The sequence below is a fragment of the Frankia sp. Cppng1_Ct_nod genome, assembly GCF_920656135.1.
GTDB classification, from domain to species: Bacteria; Actinomycetota; Actinomycetes; order Frankiales; family Frankiaceae; genus Protofrankia; species Protofrankia meridionalis.
The window spans coordinates 1-15899 of sequence record NZ_CAKKTK010000096.1 but is presented as its reverse complement, the minus strand read 5'-3'; the positions used below and the strand labels follow the sequence as shown (position 1 = coordinate 15899).

Here is a 15899-nt window from a genome sequence, read left to right as displayed (position 1 = left end):
GGCGGTCCCCGGGTTGGACGGCGACACGACCACCGTCCAACCCGGGGACACCATCACGGTCACCGAAGAACCGATACTTATCGAACACCGGCCGTAAGGGGCGCTCCGGCGACGTCGCGGACCGTCAGTAGGAGACGTCAGTAGGAAGCGGTGCCGCCGTCGACGCTGAGCAGCGAGCCGGTGATACCGGCGCCCACGTCCGAGGCGAGCAGGACGGCCATGGCCGCGACCTCCTCGACGGTGTTGGGCCGTTTGATCGACGACTCCCTGGCGAACAGCGCGACCATCTCGTCGAAGGTGATCCCCATGGCTTCGGCGGTGGCTGGTCCGTTGTCCCTGATGATGTCGGTGATGATCAGGCCCGGACAGATCGCGTTGACCGTGATCCCCTCGGTGCCGACCTCGCGGGCGATCGACTTCGTCATGCCGTTGATGGCGTGCTTGGCCGCCACGTAGGGGGTCAGGACGGGCTTGCCGTGCTTGCCCTCGACGGACGAGATGTTGATGATACGGCCCCACTTCTGCTCGAGCATGGGCTTCAGCGCCCGCCGGGTCGCCCAGAAGGTGGAGTAGACGTTCCACTTCATCGTCGTGTCCCACACCTCGTCGCTGAGCAGGACGGTCGGTTGCAGGCCCGCGGCGCCGCCGGCGTTGTTGACGAGGATGTCGATCCGCCCGAAGTGCTCGACGGTCGCGTCGATGAAGCCCTCGACGTCGGCCTGGTGGGTGACGTCCCCGGCGCGGAAGATGGCCCGGTCACCCGCGCCCAGGGCCGCAAGGGTCTTCTCGCCCTTCTCGACGGACCGACCGTTGATCGCGACCGACGCACCCTCGGCGAGGAAGGCCTCGGCAATCGCGCGGCCGATGCCGGCGGTTCCTCCGGTGACGGCGGCGACTCTGCCTTCGAGCTGCATGTGTCCTCCTGCTGGCCTGCCGACAGAGCTGACGGCGGCACTCGGCGTCCTGGCGACTTAGTTTGCTTGCACTCCAGTTTCTACCGGAGGAGTGTTGCACGTCACAACCACATCGGCCGAGATCCGCCCGTAGGCCGACGAACCAGAAAGGACCGGGCTGCATGACCGGCAAGCAGTGGATCATCGATACGCAACCCAGCCGACGCTTCCCGATCTACACCCGGCTCAACGCCAACGACGTCCTGACGGACCCGATCACGCCACTGGGCGCGAGCCTCGGCTGGATCCCGCACATCCTCCCGGGTTGGGACACCGCCAACGCAGCCTACGGATCGTTCACCGTGGCGGAACAGACGGTGGACGTCTCCCCGAACGCCGCGTTCTTCTACGGCCACCTCTACGTGAACATGACGCTGCCGCGGCTGACCGGCATCCGCCTCGGGATCGGCACCGACGCCGTCGACATGATGTGGTTCGCCGGTGGCGGTGAGCCGCCCGTGCACGTCAGCCAGGCCGACGACGTGAACGAGGAGCGGTCCGCGGCCATCGCGCAGCGTGCCGCCTGGGTGCTGTCGACGACGACTTTTCCCGAGCTGGAGGAGGAGCGGGCGATCGCCGACGGGTTACGGGCCGCGCGTCCCGATCTCACCGCGCTGACCCCGCTGGCGCTGGTCGCCCGAGCCCGGTCGGTGCTGCCGCTGGAAAGGCTGGCATGGCGCGGCGAAGTGATCGCCAGCAGCGGTGGCGCGGTCGGCCCGGGCGTGCTCGGCCAGCTCCTCGGCGGCGACCCCGCGCTGGTGGTACGGCTGATCGGCAAGGCCGGGGACGTCGACTCGGCCGCCCCCTCGTTCGCCCTGTGGGAGCTCTCACGGGTCATACGCGGCGACGTGGGGCTCTCCGTCGCCTTCGACGGCGGCGTGGACAGCCTGTTCGCGCGACTTCCCGCCGTCCACGCCGGGTTCCATGCTGGGCTGTCGACCTTCCTGCGCGACTTCGGTTACCGCGGGCCCAACGAGTGGGACCTCGGTTCGGACACCTGGGAGACCAGGCCGGAGCTGCCGCTTGCGCTGCTCGACCGGCTCCGCCACCTCGACGACGCCGCCGCGCCCACGATCAGGTCGGCCGACCGGGTGGCGGACGACGAGGCCGCCGTCGCCGAGGCGCTCGACCGGCTCGGCGGGGACGCCACCGCCGAGGCTATGTTCCATGCGGCGCTCGCGTCCGCGCGCCGTTTCGGTGCCTGGCGGGAACGCGCGAAGACCAACTGCATCAAGATCCTGCACGAGGCGCGCATGCCGCTGGTGGAACTCGGCCGGCGGCTGCACCAGCAGGGTTATCTCGCCCACCCGGGTCAGATCTTCATGGCGACCGAGTCCGAGCTGGACACGATCGCCCTGGATCCGGCATCACTGAGCGCGACTCTCACAGAGCGGGAACGGGAGTGGCAGGGCCTGTTCGGCCTGGAGCTGCCGTCGTTCATCGACGGGACGAAGCCGCTGCCGCCACTGTCGTCGCTGGGCCGGCGTGCCGACACGGAGGTCAACCCGGTCAAGCCAGGTGAGGTGCTGTACGGCGTCGGGGCGGCCGCGGGCGTGGCCCGGGGTCGGGCGCGGGTCGTCACCGCGGTCGACGCGGCCGGCGACCTGGAACCGGGCGAGATCCTGGTGGCTCCGCAGACCGACCCGTCCTGGACGCCGCTGTTCATGGTCGCGGCGGCGTCCGTCGTGGACGTCGGCGCCATGGGCAGCCACGCGATGATCGTCAGTCGGGAGCTGGGCATCCCGTGCGCGGCGGGCGTGTCCGCGGCCAGCCGGCGTATTCCCAACGGGGCACTGCTGGAGGTCGACGGATCGGCCGGCACCGTAACGGTGCTGGCCCTGTAGGCGGAGGTCTTCTCGCCCTGTCGGCGGAGGCGACGGCGCTCCTGGCGTGTCGCGGGCCGGTCGGTATCCGGGCCGGTCTGCGGCACAGATCCCCGCATGAGTGCCCGCATCGCCCTCGACGAACGGTTACTATAGACCGACACAAGAAACTTCGGGAGCTGCCATGGTCATGCAGGAGCCGGACACCCGCGCCCGTTGCCCCGGTCCATCCGCGCAGGACTACCTCGCCGCGGACAGCCGGCCGGTACCCGACGTCCTGCGCATGAACGTGAACGAATACCTCGGCAGCGATGATATCGACGTCGAACGCTATATCTCACCCGAATGGCACCGCCTGGAGGTCGAGAAACTCTGGCGCCGGGTCTGGCAGTTCGCCTGCCGCGAGGAGGCCATCCCCGAGGTCGGCGACCACGAGGTCTACGAGATCGCCGACGACTCGTTGCTGATCGTGCGCACCGCCCCGGACGAGATCCGCGCGTTCGTCAACGCCTGTCTGCACCGTGGGCGCAAACTGCGTTCCACCGGCGGGCACGTCCCGGAGTTCCGCTGCCCGTTCCACGGTTTCACCTGGAACATCGACGGGACCCTCAAGAGCATCCCGTGCGCCTGGGACTTCCGCCATGTCGATCCGGAGAAGTTCAGCCTGCCGGAGGCGAAGGTCGCGACCTGGGGCGGCTTCGTCTTCATCAACATGGACCCCTACTGCGAGCCGTTCGAAACCTTCGCCGGTGAGCTGCCCGACCACTTCGCCCGCTGGCCGCTTGCGGACCGCTACACCTCGCTGCACATCGCGAAGATCCTGCCCTGCAACTGGAAGATCGGGCAGGAGGCCTTCATGGAGGCCTTCCACGTGATCGGCACCCACCCGCAGCTACTGGCCTGGATGGGTGACGCGAACTCACAGTACGACGTCGTAGCGAGCGCCAACTGGGACCGCACGATCACTCCACAGGGGGTGCCCAGTCCACACCTGGCGGCCGACGTCACTGAGGAGGAGGTTCTGGAGAGCTTCTACTTCTCGCGTGGCTTCTACGCCTCGACCCAGGGTCGGGACCTCGCCCCGCAAGGTGGCGAGCTGCCCGAGATCCCACCCGGCGCAACGGCCCGAACGGTGCTCGCCGACCAGATGCGGGGCCAGTTGGGTGCGCTGTCCGGCGAGGACTACTCGACGGTCAGCGACAGCGAACTCCTGGACGCGGTCAACTACATCCTGTTCCCGAACTTCCATCCCTGGGCCGGAAAGAAGTCGAACATCATCTACCGGTTCCGGCCATACGGTAACGACCCCGACCGGTGCATATCAGAGATCTTCTTCCTTTCGGGCTGGCCCAAGGGCACCCCCCGCCCGGCCCCGGCGAAGATCCGATGGGTTCCCGAAGGCGTGCACATGGCTGACGTCCCCGAACTGGGCCTGCTCGGTCCGGTCTTCGACCAGGACATCGCCAACCTGCCGTACGTGCAGCAGGGCCTGAAGGCGACACGCAAGGCAGGCGTCACCCTCGCCGACTACCAGGAAAGCCGCATCCGGCACTTCCACCATCTTCTCGACACCTGGATGTCCCGCTGAGCGCACAGGTGACGGTCATGCCCGCCGGTGTCGTGCTGGACGTGGCGGACACCGAGACCGTATTCGACGCCGCCCACCGGACGGGCTACCTGTGGCCCACCGTCTGTGGTGGGCTCGGTACCTGTCGGACCTGCGTCCTGAAGGTCAGCGAGGGCGCGGACAACTGTAAACCGGCCGGCGAACTCGAACGGGAGGGGCTGGCAACCCTGGGTCCGCCGGCTGGGGACGGGCGCACCCGACTGGCCTGCCAGTTACGGGTGACCGGCCCCGTCGTGGTCGTCAAACGCGGCGTGCGCCGCGTGAAGGAGCTGCGCGGCCTGTAGGTGGCGCACCTACGGGCGGCACGACCTGGAGAGAACCGCATGGCCTCGAAGAAACCCGGGCGGCCTGGAGGAACTGTGAGCACGAAGCCGGCGAGTGTCACCCATCCGATCACCAGACAGGTGTACACGCTGACCGACGACGGGCTGGTCGAGGTCTACGACCCGACCACCGGGCAGCGTGGCCTGTTCGATTCGGACGCCCGCTGGCAGTCCGGGGAGATCCGGCACGCAGACCTGCAGATCGCCGGCTGGGTCGGCCGCCGGGCCCGACCGAACCCGCAGAGGGACACCGCGTGACCGCCGGAGTCACCGCCCACGGACCTGCCGTGACCCAGGTGGTGATACTCGTCCGACGCCCCGGACCCGGTGGTCCGACACCCGAGGACTTCGCCCTGGCCGAACAGGCGGTACCCGAACTCGGCGCGGGCCAGGTTCTCGTCCGCAACGCCTTCATGAGCGTCGACCCGTCGATGCGGGGCCGCCTGGAGGAGACGGAGAAGCACTACACGACCAACTTCGCGATCGGCGAGCCGCTGGACGGCTCCGCCGTCGGACAGGTGATCGCGAGCCGCGCGCCCGGGATCGAGACGGGCGCCTGGGTACGCCACCGGCTCGGCTGGCGGGACCTTGCGGTCGTGACCGCCACCGCGGACAACCCGTCGGCGTTCGGCGTCATCGATGTCGACCGCGCCGCACCGTCGGCCTGGCTCGGCATCCTCGGCCAGACCGGCTTCACCGCCTACGCCGGGCTGCTGCGTGCGGGTGAGCTGACCAAGGGCGACACGGTGTTCGTGTCCGCGGCCGCGGGTGCGGTCGGCAGTGCCGCCGGCCGGTTCGCCCACCTCCTCGGTGCCGCGCGCGTCATCGGTAGCGCGGGCGGGGCGGCCAAGTACCGGCTGCTCACCGAGGAACTCGGTTTCGACGCGGCCGTCGACCACCGTGCCGAACCGGTCGCGGCCGGGCTCGGCCGGGCCGCCCCGGACGGCGTCGACCTGTACTTCGACAACGTCGGCGGGGACCATCTCGTCGCCGCGCTGGACGCGCTGCGCGTCGGTGGACGGGTGGCACTCTGCGGCATGATCTCCCAGTTCACCTCGGACGCGCCCCGCCCCACCATCGACCACCTCATCCAGGCCGTGCTCAAACGGCTGACGCTGCGCGGCTTCATCGTCCGGGACCACGAGGATCTGCGGCCCGAGTTCGAAGACCGAGTCTCGGGCTGGCTGCGCACGGGCGAGCTGGTGTCCCGGCAGACGGTCGTCAACGGGCTGGACCATGCGGTCGCGGCGTTTCTCGGGATGCTGCGCGGTGACAACGTCGGCAAGATGCTCGTCCGCCTCGACCGCGACGTCGAATCCTGAGGGGCCGACGCGAAACGTCTTTCATGATCAAAAAATGAAGGCGGAGTCGTCAACATCGTTGACTATCTTGTCGACACGAACACCCGAAGTGATCCGCCGCCGAGGAGCGAGGTAACCGGCGGCTACACCGAGCCGTACACGGCCCAGGACAGACAGCGGTCGAGCACAGTGGTGAACTCCGGGGTCGTCCAACTGCCCCGGTCGGTACGCCCGAGGTCCTCGACGCCGAGGTCCTGAACGTCAAAACGGCCACGGCAGTGACCAAGGGTGAAATAGCAGACCTCACCCGCGCCGTGCCGGCGCAGATAGAGGACGGGCTGCGCATCGTCGGCGTCGTCGGCGACATGCCCTTCGGCGAAGCCCCGGCACAGCCCGCGGTGACGTGCGTGCAGAACCACGTCGAGCGGGCCGTGCAGCTCGCTCACGTACAGCTCGTCGCCGACGTCGAAAGGGTCGATGCCCGCCACCAGCGGATGGTCGGGCTGGGTGACCTCGACCCGGTAGGGCTCGATCGGGGGGTGGCCGAGGAACTGGCTGCCCAGCACCGCGGCCACCTCCCCGAGCACCCGAGGCGTGGAGAAGACCCGCGGTGCCCCGGGCGCGGGCGCCTCGATCGCCGAATTCGTGCCGTGCAGGGCGAGCCAGCGCCCGCCGCGAGCCACGAAGTCGACCAGGGTCCGTTGCTGCCCGAGGCTCGGACGCCGGTCGCAGGTGTAGGTGACGAGCACGTCCGCCGACTCGATCGCGTCCGTGCGCGCGTAGTCCTCGAACACGCGGGTGCGCACCCGCTCGTGCCGGCCGATGCGTTCCAGCAGTTGCAGCCGCGCATAGTCGAAGTCGTGCCAGCGGCCCCCGCAGACGAGGACCGCGTCGATGCGTCCGGCGGGTCCAGCCATCTTTCCCGAACCGCCCGGTGTCAGAACTGCACGCGGGTGACGAGCCCGCCGTCCACCACGAAGTTGACCCCGTTGCAGAACCCGGCCCGGGGACCCGCGAGGAAGGCGACCGCGGCCGCCACGTCCTCAGGCCGGCCGTAACGGCCGACCGGGATCCTGTCGAGCACCTCGGTGTAGACCTCGGGTCGATGCTCCCTGATCTTCTCCCAGTCCCCGCCGGGGAACTCGATCGGCCCGGGGGAGACGGTGTTGACCCGGATGCCGCGCGGCGCGAGCGTGCGTGCCAGCGCCGCGGAATGGTGCAGCACCGCAGCCTTGATGGCGGAGTATGCGTTGGGGGACGCCGGGCGGACCGTGTCGAACGCGTTGGTCGTGCCGATCGCGATGATCGAACCGCCGCCGTCCGCGAGGTGCGGCACGGCGGCTTCGGCCAGGCGGACGAACGGCAGCAGGTCCCCCTCGAGACTGCGCTGCCACTGGCCGGGATCCTTGGCCGGGCCCGCGGACACGTTGGACACGACGATGTCCAGGCCGCCCAGTTCGGCCGCGGCATGGCCGACGAAGGCGGCCAGGGTGTCGGTGTCGGTGACGTCGAACGCCTCGCTGTACACCTGGGTGCCGTCGGCGCGCAGCTCCGCCGCGGTCTTCTCCAGGCCTTCGGCTCCACGCGCGCAGAGCGCGAGCGAGGCGCCCTCCGCAGCCAGCGTCGCGGCTATCGCCCGGCCCAGGCCACGGCTGGCGCCGGTCACCAGTGCCCGCCGTCCTGCCAATCCGAGATCCATGAGCTGTCACCTTTCGTCAGCGGTCAATCAACTACCAATATTGCTGTCAGTACGGAGCGATACCGCCACCCACGGTGAGAACCTCACCGTGCAGGTAGGGCACCTCATCGCTGAGGATCCAGGCCGCGGTTGCCGCGATCTCCTCGGGTGTGGCGTACCGGCCGAGCGGCACGGCGCGCTTCATACCCCCCTTGAAAGCGGCCTCGTCCACCCCGGCCAACGCCCCGAGCCCGGCGCCGAGCGAATCCATCATGCGAGACTCGACAACGCCGGGGGCCAGAGTGTTGACGCGGATGCCGGAGCCGGCGACCTCCAGGGCCAGGCAACGTGCCAGGCCGTGCACGGCATGTTTGGAGGCATTGTAGATCGATGTGCCACCGGTCCCCATCAGCGCGGCGATGGACGCGGTGAACAGGATCGAACCGCCGTCCCCCTGCGCCGTCAGCCGGCGCACCGCCGCCTGCGCGGACAGGAACGCGCCGAGAACGTTGACACCGAAGACGCGGTGGTAGTCCGCCACGTCGAAGTCCGTCACCGTCCGGACCATGCACTCCACACCGGCGTTGGCGTGAAAGAGGTCCAGCCGGCCGAAGGCCTGGACAGCCGCGTCGACGCTGGCCTCGGCACCGGCAGGCGTGGTGATGTCGACGCCGACGCCCACGGCGTCACCGCCGATCAGTTCCGCGATCTTCCTCGCGGCATCGGCGTCGAGGTCCGCGACCACGACCCGGGCCCCCTCCGCCGCGAGCCGTCGGCTGACCGCCGATCCGATCACGCCGGCACCGCCGGTCACGACCACCGACTTGCCGTTGAGTCCATGGAGCACCCTGCCACCCCTTCCCCGCTCGGGCCGGGGACGATCCGCCTGTCCCCGGCCCGAGACCATGCCTACCCGACCGAACAGAGTCGCCCGGCGACTCGACTACTGGATCTGCCAGAGCTTCTTGAAGGCGTCCTGGTAGCCGGCGAAGCCGACGTAGTACCCGGTGGAGTCGAGGGAGACCGACGAGAGGTTGTCCTTGGTGATGAGCTGGGTCGGCAGCAGGGCCTTGCTCGCCGGGGCCAGGTCGTCACCGTTGAACTGGCGGGCGAGCAGGTCCGCGACCCGCCAGCCGAGGATGGACGCGGAGAAGCCGGTCCACACGTTCTCGGTGCCGTCCTTGAGAGCCGTCAGGTTGGCCTGGCTGGGGGTTTCACCACCGATGTTGACCTTGCCGTTCAGGCCCGCTCCCTTGAGCGCCGCGTCGACCCCCAGGGTCAGGTCACCGAACGAGAAGATCGCCCAGTTGATCTTCGGGTCCTGCTGAACGGTGCTCACCACGCTGGACGGGGTCTTGGTACCCAGGTCGGCGAGCTGCTGGTTGACCTCCTTGACCGTGCAGCTCGGGCAGACACTGGACAGGGTGCTCTTGAAGTTGTCCACGAAGACACCCAGGATGGGGAAGGCCTTGATCGTGAACAGCGCGACGTTGGCCTTGCCGTTGCTGTTGACCGCCACGTAGTTCGCCACCATCTTGCCCCAGGTCGCGACCTGCTCGTCGCCGTCCAGGCTGTTGGAGAACACCGCAGTGTCGGCGGCACCGCCGACACTGTCGGAGATCACCGGGATGTTCTGCGCCTTGGCCTGGTCGAGCTGGGACTTCAGCAGTGCCAGCGGGGTGCCGGAGATGTGGATAGCGTCGGGATGCTTGGAAATCGCCTGGGTGACCGCGTTCGCGTAGTCCTCAGGGCCGCTGCCGGGGACGATCCGCTCGTAGCGCCAGCCGAGCACCTTGGCCGCCTCGACCAGGGCGTCGTCGCGCACCTTGGTGACGGGGACGGGCGTTTCGACAGTGATCACATACTTGCCCGTGGGTGGCGTCTTCGACAGCGGGGTGTCGAGGACGATCCCGCTCGGGTTCTTCAGGCTCGCGTCAACGGCCGCCTTCGCCTGCACTAAACCCGCCGAACCGGTGTCCTGCACCGCCGCTGACGCGCCCGATTTCGGCGTCGAACCGCTGCTGCCGCACGCGGCGGCGAACAATGCCGTGGTCGCGGCCACCGCCGCAACCACAACCGTCCTGCGGGGAGTCGTTCTCATGAAGCTATCCCTTTCCTATCGCCGCCATCGGCATCGCAAGCCCACGTACCGCCGACCGGGCTGACGGACCCAACCGGGACGATGTGCGTGGTGTGACGGCGGACACTCTCACTTACTGGAATCTATGTCAAGTAACAGTGCATGAGGCACGTGCGGGACAACCCGCCGGCACCCTCACATCAGGCATCCTGACCTCGGACGGCTCGCGACGGGCGGCTCACTTGCGCCGGTAGGTGCGAGCCGCGAGCGCCACCGCGATGATCAATGCAAGGCCGTTGAAGAGACTGTTGACGTAGGACGGCGAACCGCCGAGCTGGAGGCCCTTGACTCCGGTCGCGAGGAGATAGATCGCAACCAGGGTGCCCAGCACGTTCATCCGGCCGGCCTTGATCTGCGTTGATCCGAGGAAGACGGCCGAGAAGGCCTGTAGTAGATAGGGCGGCCCGACGTCCTGCGAGGCCGAGCCCAGTTTGGCCGCGAGGATGACACCGGTCAGGGCCGCCAGCGTCGCCGACGTGATCAGCGAGCCCCACACCACCCGGCCGACCCGCATGCCGGCCAGACGTGCCGCCTGCGGGTTGCCGCCGGCGGCGTAGAGGTACCGACCGACCGGCGTGTGATCAACGATGACGTAGAGGATCGCCGCAAGCAGCAGCATGTAGTAGAAGGGCAGCGAGACCCCCCACAACCGGGTGCTGCCTGCGTCGAGGAAGGACTTCGAGAAGGTGTTGACAATCTGCTCTCCATTGGTCACCCAGTAGGCGCCGGCGGCGAGGATACTGCTCATACCGAGCGTGCCGATGAAGGAGTCCACGTTCAGCCGGACCACGACGAGCCCGTTGACGAACCCGATGAAGGCCCCACAGGCAAGCGTGATCAGTATGGCGAGGACGGGATTGAACCCTTCCTTCAACAGCCAGGTGACCACTGTCACGGCAAACCCGAGTGTCGCCGCGCAGGACAGGTCGAACACGCCCGCGGCCAGCGGGATGATCAGGCCCAGCGCGAGCATCGCCGTGATCGCCTGGTCGCCGGCGATGATCTGGAAGTTGTAACTGGTGAGAAAGGTGTCGGGCAGCCAGATCCCGAACACCAGGATGATCAGCGTCCAGACGTACAGGCCGCTGAACCGGTCAAGACCGAGGTTCAACCTGGGCAGCCGGCGGGTCAAGGTAGCCCGGTCCGGTTCCACCGAGACCACATCTGAGGTAGCCCGGTCCGGTTCCGCTGATTCCGCCTCGGTGACCAGGACGTCTGCGGCGGCGTTCGCTGGTTCGGCTGCTTCTGTTGTCATGACGCGCTCCTGAGGGTGTGCCCGACCGCGGCGGCCGTTATCCGGTCCGCATGCAGGTCGGCGTGATGCAACTCGGCAACGACCCGGCCGCCCGCGAGGACGAGCACCCGGCCGCACAGCCGCGCCAGCTCGTCGTGGTCGGTGGAGACCACGACGACAGCCGCTCCGTCGGCGGCGGCCTGGTCCACCAGCGCGTGGATCTCGGCCTTCGCGCCGACGTCGACTCCCTGGGTGGGTTCGTCCAGGACGAGGACGTGTGGTTGTCGGCGTAGCCATCGGGCCAGCACGACCTTCTGCTGGTTACCGCCGGACAGCGTCGACATGGCCCGCTGCGTGCCGGACGGCCGCACGTTCAGCCGCTCCAGCCAGCGGGCCACGTCGGAACGCTCACGGCCGCGACGCAACAGCCCCCGGCGGGCGAAGGCGGCGGGGCTCGCCACCACGACGTTCTCCTGCAGGTCCGCGTCGAGAAACGCCGCGTTGGCATGCCGCTCGGCGGGGACCAGTCCCATGCCGTACTGCACGGCGAGGTCCGGACGCAACTGCGGAACCGTCCGGTCGCCGATGGTCACGACCCCGGTGCGGGGGCGTCCGCCGAACAGCGCGAGCGCCAGCTCCTCCCGTCCGGAGCCGGTGATGCCGGCGAACCCCACGACCTCCCCGGCACGGACGCTCAGGTCGAGCCCGCCGAGAACGGCGGTCGCGAGACCCCGGACGTCCAGCACGACATCACCCTGGTGGGCCGTTTCGGCCGGCGGCACGTCGTACTGCGCCAGCCTGCGGCCGATCATCAACTCGACCAGGTCGCTCTCGGTGAGCCCGGCGGTGGGCCGGGTCGTGACCAGCCGCCCGTCCCGCAGCACGGTGACGGTGTCGCAGAGCCCGAAGACCTCCTCCAGGTGGTGCGAGACGAAGATGACCGCGACACCGGCGTCCCGCACGCTGCGCACCAGCGCGAACAGACGGTCGGCTTCGGCGGCCGGGAGGTTGGCCGTCGGCTCGTCGAGGACGAGAACACGCGGCGGGGTGCTGTGCCGGGACAGTGCCCGCGCCACCGCGACGGCGGTCCGCTCACTTGCCGCCAGGCCCCCCACAGGTCGGCTGATCTCGAACTCGTATCCGAGTTCCTGCAGCGCCTCACGGGCCCGTGCCCGCTCCCGGCGCCACCGGATCAGACCCAGCCGGCCGGTTTCGTAGCCGTGGCCGAGCGCGAGGTTGTCGACCGCGTCAAGGGCGGCGACGAGACCGAGGTCCTGGTGGACGAACCGCAGCCCGGCGGCATCCGCCGACGTCGGGTCGCCGAATGCCAGCGGTTTACCGGCGACGGTCACCTCACTGCCGGCGTCCGGTTCGTGAAAGCCGGCCAACGCCTTGATCAACGTCGACTTGCCGCAGCCGTTCTGACCGACCAACGCGCGTATCTCACCGGGCTCGACGTCGAGGTCGACGTCTGCCAGGGCTCGTTGCCCGGGAAACGTCTTCGACAGCCGTCGCACGCAGAGCACGGGGGTTGCCACCATCCGACTCCTCGACTGAGAGCGACCAGGCACAGGGCGCTCGTCCTGGGGTCACTTTTGTGATGCCGGCAACAGTAACTGGAGTAGCCCGCCTCGCCAACATCTGTCGGGACTCCGCACGGTTCACAGCCGCCGAACGGCGGAACGAGAAAGGCTGAACAAAAAAGGAGCACGGAGGAGAACAACTGAATGTAGCTTCTCAGTCGACGGTGAGTATCCGTTCGGACATTGCGTCCAAGGCCATGCGTAGCGACTTCGACGGCTGGCGGCTCAACGGACCGTCGTCCATGCGCATCGGCTGGATTGCGATCAGAAGATGGGTGAGCGTACGTACGGCCAACGACTGGGTTGCGTGCGTGGCCGCGGCGGAACGCCTCGTCGCCGGCACCCGGGAGGAGACGATGTAGTCGAACGAACGCTCGATGTGCAGCTCCTCGAAGTCCCGCCGCAGCACACGGGCCTGCTGGGTGGCTCCGGGCATGTGCAGGTAGAGCAGACGCGCCTCGTCGGGGTGTGCTTCGATCCAGTCCCAGACGGCGGCGGTGACCCGCTTGAGCGCGGTGAAGTCGCCCGGCTCGTCATCGGACCGGGCCGCGGCGACGACGGCGTTGGTGGCGCCCACCACCCGGCGCAGCGCGACGTCGAACAGCTCCTCCTTGCCGGAGAAGTGGTAGTAGACCGCCGTGGGGACGACCTGCGCCTCTGCCGCGATGTCCTGGATGCTCGCCTCGTCGAACCCCTTGCTGGCGAAGACCCGGACCGCGGCAGTAATGATCAACTGCCGTCTGGACGGACGGTGGGCGGGTGGCCTGCCCCGCACCGGCAGATCCGCGGGCTCCGCCACGATGAACCTCCTGACCGTCCGTTCCCGCCCGCAGGACCATGATGGTCCCAGGAGGATTCTGTTACATGGCTACCAGCACCGATCGCGACGGTAACCCCGGCGGCAACCCCAAACGGCCCGCGCACCGGCCGTCACGACGCGCCGATGTCATCGATGCCGCCACCCGACTGTTCGCCATGCGTGGTCTGGAAACGGTGACCGTCGCAGACATCGCCGACGAGGCCGGGATGACGCCGGCCGCCGTCTACTACCACTTCCCCTCGAAAATCGATATCTTACTGGAGGCCATGCGCAGCTTCAGCGACGCCCTTGTCGCGGAACTGGCCGGTCGGGTCACCGACGCGTCAACCGGCAACGGTTCAACCGGCGGGCTCCTGACCGGCCTGCTCGGATGGCTGGACGAACGCCGACCGGCCGCGACGGTATATTTCGTGACGTCGTCGGGGACGAACCTCGCCGCCGAGGCGCTGCGCCGCGCTACCCGCGTCGAGCTCATGGACCTGCTCACCCGCGCGGTACACGCCACAGCGCCCCCCCAACGGCGAATCCAGTCCGCGGAGGCAGGCGTGATGGCGACCGGCCTGCTCTCCCTTCTCGAGACGGCGGCGGCATCCTGGCTGGCCGAGGACGCCATCCTCGAAGGGCTCGGCCAGCGCCGCTTCCTGCGGGAGACCGCGTCCCTGGCCGAACGCATCACCGGCACCTGACACCACCGACGACCGGTCCGACCGGCCGGGCCCGTACCGGCACCTGTCAGCCACCAGCGCATGTCATCACAGACCAGTTAGTGGTAAGAATCTCCAGTAACTACCCGTCCAACCACGAAGGCCGCACCGTGCAACGGGATCGACAGGCGACGGCGACGCCACTCGCGGGACGCCGACCGCTCGTGACCGGTGTCTCCTGCGGCGTCGGTGTGCCCACGGCCGTCGGCATGGCTACGGCCGGCCGGTGACCACCATGGGCGACCGGCTGGCGGTGGTGAGCGGTGGTGGTACCGGCATCGGCCGAGCGGTCACGGCGACCCTGCGGAATGACAGCTTCGATGTGCTCATCATCGGACGCCGCGCGGACGTACTGGAACGCACCGCGGCGGAACTCTCGGACGACTCCGGGCGGGCCCCGGTTACCTGGCAGGCCGCGGACCTCACCGACCCGGCCGACGTGCAACGGGTGGCCGATGCCGTGCAGGCCGGGTCAGGATCGGTCGACGTCGTCGTCAACACCGCGGGCTCCCCCTCGCCCCGGGCGGAAGGTGACCTCGCCGCGGTCGCCGACGCCTGGATGACGGCGTTGCGGGCGAACCTGCTGTCGGCCGCACTGCTCACCCACGCCCTGGAACCGCTGCTGCGTCGGCCCGGCGGACGCGTCGTCCTGGTGGGCTCACAGTCGGCCGCGACAGGTGGCGCGAGCGCGCCCTATGTCGCGGCCAAGGCCGCGTTGCACGGCTGGGTGCTCTCCCTCGCCGCTCGCCTCGGCCCCGACGGCGTGACAGCCAACGTGGTCTCCCCCGGCTACACCGCCGGCACCGAACTGGTGGCCGGCCGGATCTCCCCGCAGCGCCACGCGAACCTGGTTGCCAGCATCGCCGCGGGACGCCCGGCGCTGCCGGACGAGGTGGCCTCGGTCGTGGGCTTCCTCGCCTCACCGGCCGCGTCCTTCGTCAACGGCCAGGTCATCGGCGTCAACGGCGGCCTGGTACCGCCCAGCTGACCCGCCCGGCCACCCACCCGCCGGGTGTGCTGCACACACAACGTGCTCCGCTATGCGATCATACGGCCGGCTTCCGGGCAAACAGTACGCATGGTGACCCTGGACAGGATTCAGACTTCGCAGCTCCGTCAGCCGTCCCTGACAGATAGGACTCCACGTGCGATATGCTCGCGATAAGGCGATGGTCGCGCTCATTCTTGCTTTCTTTGCATGTATGTGGTTCGGATGGGCACAGGAGATGCCGCCTTCTTCGTGGCGGCAGCCGCTTCTCGCCGGCGCGATCGTCAGTTTGATTATCTTACTGCTCGGTGCGCTGGCGGTATGGCAGCTGTGGTCGAGCGGTTCGGTATTCGGTACGCCAGAAGCGTCACGTCGCTACGGATTCATCGTTCGGGTCGAGACCGTCATCACTGCTGTTGGATCAGCTGCGATCTTCTTCAGTGGCCGGTCCGATTATCTGGCTCCCTGGATCTGTCTTGTCGTGGGTGTGCACATGTGGCCGGTTGCGTCCGTGCTGCATTCACCGTCGTTTCTCGCGCTCGGAGGGGTGCTGATCGTGGTCTCGGTATTCGCCGTTGTCATGTCTCAGCATGCGGATGTCGCTGCAAGTGCCATCACCGGTGCGGGTGTGGGTAGCGCGCTGGTCTGCTTTGCCGGCGCGAATGCAGCGCTAGCCCTCAGAGCCCGAGGCTAACGACGTAAGATAAATCTTGATTTTGGTCGAT

General features: G+C 68.5%; 16 protein-coding genes. 8 read left to right on the top strand and 8 right to left on the bottom strand.

Features of this window, described 5'->3' with window-relative positions; genetic code table 11:
- Positions 1-137: 137 nt before the first annotated feature.
- Complete coding sequence (locus NBW77_RS19835) at positions 138-914, bottom strand: SDR family NAD(P)-dependent oxidoreductase (protein WP_131746995.1); 777 nt, start codon at positions 912-914, stop codon at positions 138-140.
- Between the two features lie 161 nt (positions 915-1075).
- Here NBW77_RS19835 and NBW77_RS19830 point away from each other — a divergent pair, with 161 nt between their 5' ends.
- The 5 genes from NBW77_RS19830 (at position 1076) to NBW77_RS19810 (ending at position 6048) form a co-directional block, all read left to right on the top strand.
- Positions 1076-2797 (top strand): PEP-utilizing enzyme, encoded by a 1722-nt coding sequence (locus NBW77_RS19830; RefSeq protein ID WP_131746996.1) that lies wholly within the window; start codon positions 1076-1078, stop codon positions 2795-2797.
- Between the two features lie 163 nt (positions 2798-2960).
- A complete protein-coding gene (locus tag NBW77_RS19825) occupies positions 2961-4364 on the top strand; it encodes an aromatic ring-hydroxylating oxygenase subunit alpha (RefSeq protein ID WP_175324719.1) in 1404 nt (467 codons plus the stop codon).
- Between the two features lie 17 nt (positions 4365-4381).
- Positions 4382-4687: a 2Fe-2S iron-sulfur cluster-binding protein gene (locus NBW77_RS19820; protein ID WP_207387046.1), complete on the top strand. Its 306-nt coding sequence runs from the start codon at positions 4382-4384 to the stop codon at positions 4685-4687.
- A 75-nt stretch (positions 4688-4762) separates the two neighbouring features.
- A complete protein-coding gene (locus NBW77_RS19815) occupies positions 4763-4984 on the top strand; it encodes a hypothetical protein (RefSeq protein ID WP_207387047.1) in 222 nt (73 codons plus the stop codon).
- Positions 4981-6048, top strand: a complete 1068-nt coding sequence (locus tag NBW77_RS19810) for an NADP-dependent oxidoreductase (protein ID WP_217497597.1) — start codon at positions 4981-4983, stop codon at positions 6046-6048. The genes NBW77_RS19815 and NBW77_RS19810 overlap by 4 nt, the downstream gene beginning before the upstream one ends.
- Positions 6049-6170: 122 nt before the next feature.
- Here the strand turns inward: NBW77_RS19810 and NBW77_RS19805 are convergent, their stop codons facing one another.
- From NBW77_RS19805 to NBW77_RS19775, 7 genes are all read right to left on the bottom strand, one after another.
- Positions 6171-6944 (bottom strand): ThuA domain-containing protein, encoded by a 774-nt coding sequence (locus NBW77_RS19805; protein WP_250280134.1) that lies wholly within the window; start codon positions 6942-6944, stop codon positions 6171-6173.
- A 20-nt stretch (positions 6945-6964) separates the two neighbouring features.
- Positions 6965-7726 (bottom strand): SDR family NAD(P)-dependent oxidoreductase, encoded by a 762-nt coding sequence (locus tag NBW77_RS19800; RefSeq protein WP_131746999.1) that lies wholly within the window; start codon positions 7724-7726, stop codon positions 6965-6967.
- A 46-nt stretch (positions 7727-7772) separates the two neighbouring features.
- Positions 7773-8552 (bottom strand): SDR family NAD(P)-dependent oxidoreductase, encoded by a 780-nt coding sequence (locus NBW77_RS19795; RefSeq protein ID WP_165486110.1) that lies wholly within the window; start codon positions 8550-8552, stop codon positions 7773-7775.
- 96 nt (positions 8553-8648) lie between these two features.
- Entirely contained in the window at positions 8649-9806 is a 1158-nt protein-coding gene (locus tag NBW77_RS19790) for a sugar ABC transporter substrate-binding protein (RefSeq protein WP_131747001.1), read from the bottom strand.
- A 217-nt stretch (positions 9807-10023) separates the two neighbouring features.
- Positions 10024-11100, bottom strand: a complete 1077-nt coding sequence (locus NBW77_RS19785) for an ABC transporter permease (protein ID WP_131747002.1) — start codon at positions 11098-11100, stop codon at positions 10024-10026.
- On the bottom strand, positions 11097-12620 hold the full coding sequence (locus NBW77_RS19780; RefSeq protein WP_131747003.1) for a sugar ABC transporter ATP-binding protein: 1524 nt from the start codon (positions 12618-12620) through the stop codon (positions 11097-11099). The genes NBW77_RS19785 and NBW77_RS19780 overlap by 4 nt, the downstream gene beginning before the upstream one ends.
- A 196-nt stretch (positions 12621-12816) precedes the next feature.
- Positions 12817-13461, bottom strand: a complete 645-nt coding sequence (locus tag NBW77_RS19775; RefSeq protein WP_131747004.1) for a TetR/AcrR family transcriptional regulator — start codon at positions 13459-13461, stop codon at positions 12817-12819.
- A 65-nt stretch (positions 13462-13526) separates the two neighbouring features.
- On the opposite strand from NBW77_RS19775, the gene NBW77_RS19770 reads away from it, so the two are divergent.
- The 3 genes from NBW77_RS19770 (at position 13527) to NBW77_RS19760 (ending at position 15868) form a co-directional block, all read left to right on the top strand.
- Entirely contained in the window at positions 13527-14168 is a 642-nt protein-coding gene (locus NBW77_RS19770) for a TetR/AcrR family transcriptional regulator (RefSeq protein ID WP_250280133.1), read from the top strand.
- Positions 14169-14421: 253 nt separating this feature from the next.
- Complete coding sequence (locus NBW77_RS19765; RefSeq protein ID WP_250280132.1) at positions 14422-15174, top strand: SDR family NAD(P)-dependent oxidoreductase; 753 nt, start codon at positions 14422-14424, stop codon at positions 15172-15174.
- Between the two features lie 181 nt (positions 15175-15355).
- The gene (locus NBW77_RS19760; protein WP_131747005.1) at positions 15356-15868 is read left to right on the top strand and encodes a hypothetical protein; all 513 of its coding nucleotides are present in this window, start codon (positions 15356-15358) and stop codon (positions 15866-15868) included.
- Positions 15869-15899: the final 31 nt, after the last annotated feature.